This window comes from candidate division KSB1 bacterium, assembly GCA_022562085.1.
GTDB lineage: Bacteria > Zhuqueibacterota > Zhuqueibacteria > Oceanimicrobiales > Oceanimicrobiaceae > Oceanimicrobium.
Map to the genome: position 1 here is coordinate 1 of JADFPY010000376.1, position 4,281 is coordinate 4,281.

Sequence of the window (4,281 nt, forward strand, 5' to 3'; positions counted from 1 at the left end):
ACTATGGTAGCAACATTGGATAGCAGCAGTGCAATCCCGATAACCAGGCCGACCACTTCACCGATTCCGCAGCCCAATAAACAGTGCAGTGTTGCGCTGGTTGCGAGTTTCAGTTTTCCGCCGCTGTCGTCAGTCTGGTCCTGGTGCGAAGAATGTTCCGCGTGTTCCATGATATCCCTCCGTTTTGAAATGAGTACTTGAAGTGATTGAGCACCACGCCTCAATATCGCCGTTCAGATTCTGCAATAGGAACATCGTTGGCGCTCATATCCCTGCGCTGCATCAGGCCTGCATCATCAAATTCCCAGTGCTCGTTGCCATGGGTGCGGTACGTTTGGCCGGTATCGGCATCGCGCCATTCGTATTCAAAGCGAACGGAAATACGGTTATCCGTATAAGCCCAGAGTTCTTTCATGAGTCGATAGTCCAATTCCTTCGCCCATTTGCGTCTCAAGAATTCTTTGATGGCTTCTCTGCCGGTAAAAAATTCGGTGCGGTTGCGCCATTGGGAGTCTTCGGTGTAAGCCAGGGCGACACGTTCCGGATCGCGGCTGTTCCAGGCGTCTTCGGCAGCCTTTACTTTTGCCCGCGCGGTCTCTTCTGTGAACGGAGGTTTGATGGCTTGTTTCATTTTTGGTGTTCTCCTTCATTGGTTTGTTAAAAGTCATTTTCCTAAAAGTGCTTTCAGTTTTTTTGTTAACTCACTTTTTGAAATCACCCCGGTTGTTCGGTCGACAACTCTGCCGTGGTTGAAGAAAATCAGGGTCGGGATAGATTCGACGCCAAACTTTGTGGCAATTTGGCCGTACTTGTCCGCGTCTATTTGGCCAAATGCAACTTCACCGGAGAATTCCAACGCCAGCCCCTCGATGATGGGTGTCAGAATGTCGGAAGACCCACTCCATCTGGTACAAAAGTGTACCGAGACCGGCTGCAAGTTTTCAAGCACCCGCTGATTAAAGTTCTTGTCCGACAGGATTAGCAGGTTCGCTTTTTTCTTCATAATCTACTCTTTTTTCGAGTCATTGTTCATAGATGAAATATTTATTTGATGCCACTTCCTTATTAACTCACTGGCATAGTTTCCTTGTTCGTCCTGCCAAAAATGTCCCGCCTCGAGTAGATGAGTTTGATGATTTGGGAAATGCTTCTTAAATCGTTCTAATTGATCTTGTTTAAAGGCGAAGTCTTTTATGCCCCAGGTAAAGAGCACCGGTATACTTCCAATTTTGTTCAAATTCTTTTCTACAGCTTTTTCGAATTCATAAGCTTTAACGAGCTGCCGAGGGAAAATTGCTGTTTGGATACGATTCCCCTTTTTAGCAAAGGGCGCTTTGTACATGGCCAGAGCTTCTTTTGATGGCTTTTTGTAAAAGCCTTTTTTCATAAATACCTGCCACACGCCGTTAAAGCTTCTGCTCATCCACCGACCAATGGGTCCACCCATTAGCCAACTGAAACCTTCATAACGATAATTGCCCTTTAAGGGCCAGGCCCAGGTGTTACCCAAAACTGCTCCAATAATTTTATCAGGATATTTTTCGGCAACACTCAACCCGATGGGACCACCCCAATCCTGAGCGATCAGGATGTAACTGTCAATGTTTAATTTCAGTAAAAATTCTTCGATCACTTTGCTATGCGATTCGGCAAGAAAATCAAAAGTGTCTGTTTGTTCTGATAACCCAAACCCCGGCAAATCAGGCGCTATACATCTAAAATCGCTTTTTAGATTATCTATCATTTTTCGGTACAAGAATGACCAGGTAGGATTGCCATGCAGCATCAATAAAACCGGCCCTTTACCTTCATCGAGGTAATGGATTTTTGTTCCATCATCTAAATGAAGAAAGTTATTTTGAAAAGGGAAAAGGGCTTTGTCTACATTGAATTTCATCATAGTTACCATTCATATTAAGTAACAAACACCGTATTTTTACTTGCTTGATTTCATGGATGTTATTTTTTTTATTTAATTTTTAATTATCTTTTGGCAATCACCATTTTGTAGGTTTAACATAACTAAGATTGGGACGAGGAAAGAAAAATTGTTTATCGGCTGTCTTGTAAAGCTTTATACTATCGACATGCAGATGATGTAGTCTCGGCCAATCATCCGGTTCATCTCCAAATACAATGCGAAACTCAAAAGGAAGCAAAAGACCCTCAACATTGCGATAGTTCATATAGCTGATGGTTGCGACCACAAAGCTGCCCTGGTCTCTCACCGAAAACGTCATATAATCCAAGCGTGCCGTATCTCGGGAAATCCACAATATATACTGGTCAATCGTCTTCTTAGGCTCAAAACCATCCCAGGTTGCCATCACAAGATCATAAATCTTTCCTTCCCATTCTTTCTCACCCATTAATGCAACTGTATTGGCCTCCTGAACGCGGAATGGTAATAACAAAAAATAGTTCCCGGTGGCCACATAAAAAAACACACCGAAGTCTTGCTCAAATACAGGCTCTTCCCCAGGTTCTATCTTGTAACATGCCCAATTCTGCAGCCCCCACTGCAAGCCTTGTTCAGGCCCATCTAAAAATTCAAACCGTCCATTGTCCGTGCCAAGCAAGGTCGTCATCTTTAACTGTTGGGGGTAATGGGGATAGTAACCAAACTTCCAACGATAAGGAGCAAATATGTTATGTGCGGCTACAGCCTCAATAACCTTGAATTGTTTCCATTGCGACCTGCCTCCGTGTGCAATAAGCATTTTCTCAAGTAGCTCCCGCCCTCTTTTCATATCATGAGCTGTGGGATCATGCATTTGTATGTTTTCCGGCAAAGGGATGGAAACCTTCCGCATTATCATTCCGAAAATCAATGCCATGAGTGCTACGGATGTCAGGCCAATAATGATTTTTTTTCTCATCTTATATTCCTTTAATCATTTAACTTCTGAACTCGACAACATGCGCGCGAATGAATTCCGCCAACGATTGTGGCGGCCGGCCGCCGATTTTTTCCACCACGTCCGTTTCAGCACTAAAGACACCATCTTGATGGTCCTGGGCCACCGCCGCCAGATGGGTCGCCAGGAACTCGGGCATGCCTGCCTTTTCCACGAGCGCCGTGCGCCATTGCTGGATTGGCAAGTTCACGTACTCAACAGGTTTACCGAGTTCCGTCGTAAGCACCTCTGCCATTTCCGCGATCGTCATGTCCCGGGGGCCGGTGAGGATATAATGCTGACCGACGTGGGGTTCTGGATCCGCCAGAATCCCGACGACGACCCGCGCGATGTCCTCGGCCGTTACCGGTGCATGCTTCCCATCACCGAACGGAAGAACTAACTTGCCGGCTTCAGCAATGCTTGGGCCGCTGAAGAGGTAAAGGTCTTCCGCGAAGAAGGTCGGGTGAATGTGTGAGGCGCCAATGTTGGCCCAGTCCAATACCTGTTCCGACAACCAGTGATGGCGGGCCAACGGACTTGTGGCTTTCTCTCGTGCCGAGATTTGAGACATATTGACGAGCGCCCTCACCCCCACATCACGGGCGGCTACAGCCACGTTGGTGGCAGCTTCCAGCAGCCGGTCACCCTGAGGGGGGTAGCAGAAATAGAATCGCTTGACGCCCCGCATGGCAGATCGAACTGACTGGAGGTCCAAAAAGTCGCCTTGGAGTATCTCGGCCCCGAGTGCTTCCAGCCGCTCCGACCGTTCATCAATCCGGTGTACGAACGCACGCACAGGGAATTCACGCTTCAGGAGCTGCTCGACCACAAAGGTACCCGTTTTGCCGGTGGCTCCGGTAACCAAGATCCTTGGCTTAGACATAATCATTTCTCATTTTTTATGATTTGTAAGTACTTAATTTTATAGCGCCTTAAGGTTGTGTTTCGCAATTGTGCCCTTACTCGACATCATCGGGACAACATGATTTTAAAATATCCGGATTTGACTTGGCGACTCCTTCTGCAATTTCCTCACTCGTGTAGCGCGGCGTGATGTGTTGTGGGCAATTCCAATCATAGGCCTGGATTCTAAAAATGATCAGGCGTTCAATATGGGCCTCATAGCCGGGCATCTTCAGATTTTGTAACAATTCCACATTCTGCCCGGCATCGATCACTTCCGATTCAGCCCATATTTTCAGACGTTTTTGAGAAGGATAGTCCATAAAAAATAAGGACGCCTTGCGGCTTGAATTCATATTACCAACGCTGATATATTGCATGTTGCCCCGAAAGTCTGCATAACCGAGCGTTGTCTTATCAATTACTTTCAGAACTCCTTTGGGACCGCCTCGGAATTGCACATAGGGCCAGCCATTCT

At 46.6% G+C, this 4,281-nt stretch carries 7 protein-coding genes; all 7 read right to left on the reverse strand.

Translation table 11 applies throughout. The features are described 5' to 3' along the window. Positions 1-170 (reverse strand): hypothetical protein (locus IH879_20585; protein MCH7677327.1); only part of this gene is annotated, 170 nt, incomplete at its 3' end. A gap of 50 nt (positions 171-220) precedes the next feature. Next, complete coding sequence (locus IH879_20590; GenBank protein ID MCH7677328.1) at positions 221-631, reverse strand: nuclear transport factor 2 family protein; 411 nt, start codon at positions 629-631, stop codon at positions 221-223. A gap of 33 nt (positions 632-664) precedes the next feature. Beyond that, positions 665-1,003 (reverse strand): thiol reductase thioredoxin, encoded by a 339-nt coding sequence (locus tag IH879_20595; GenBank protein ID MCH7677329.1) that lies wholly within the window; start codon positions 1,001-1,003, stop codon positions 665-667. A 3-nt stretch (positions 1,004-1,006) separates the two neighbouring features. Continuing rightward, entirely contained in the window at positions 1,007-1,900 is an 894-nt protein-coding gene (locus tag IH879_20600; protein ID MCH7677330.1) for an alpha/beta fold hydrolase, read from the reverse strand. A 97-nt stretch (positions 1,901-1,997) separates the two neighbouring features. Then, positions 1,998-2,879 (reverse strand): hypothetical protein, encoded by an 882-nt coding sequence (locus IH879_20605; protein MCH7677331.1) that lies wholly within the window; start codon positions 2,877-2,879, stop codon positions 1,998-2,000. 19 nt (positions 2,880-2,898) lie between these two features. Continuing rightward, positions 2,899-3,783 (reverse strand): NmrA family NAD(P)-binding protein, encoded by an 885-nt coding sequence (locus IH879_20610; protein MCH7677332.1) that lies wholly within the window; start codon positions 3,781-3,783, stop codon positions 2,899-2,901. 76 nt (positions 3,784-3,859) lie between these two features. Then, a partial coding sequence (locus IH879_20615) for a pyridoxamine 5'-phosphate oxidase (GenBank protein ID MCH7677333.1) occupies positions 3,860-4,281 on the reverse strand: 422 nt, incomplete at its 5' end.

Bases quoted from the DNA above. Each gene is read 5' to 3' on its own strand.
- IH879_20590 (MCH7677328.1), bottom strand. From the start codon at position 631: ATGAAACAAGCCATCAAACCTCCGTTCACAGAAGAGACCGCGCGGGCA.
- IH879_20605 (MCH7677331.1), bottom strand. From the start codon at position 2,879: ATGAGAAAAAAAATCATTATTGGCCTGACATCCGTAGCACTCATGGCA.
- IH879_20610 (MCH7677332.1), bottom strand. From the start codon at position 3,783: ATGTCTAAGCCAAGGATCTTGGTTACCGGAGCCACCGGCAAAACGGGT.
- IH879_20600 (MCH7677330.1), bottom strand. From the start codon at position 1,900: ATGATGAAATTCAATGTAGACAAAGCCCTTTTCCCTTTTCAAAATAAC.
- IH879_20595 (MCH7677329.1), bottom strand. From the start codon at position 1,003: ATGAAGAAAAAAGCGAACCTGCTAATCCTGTCGGACAAGAACTTTAAT.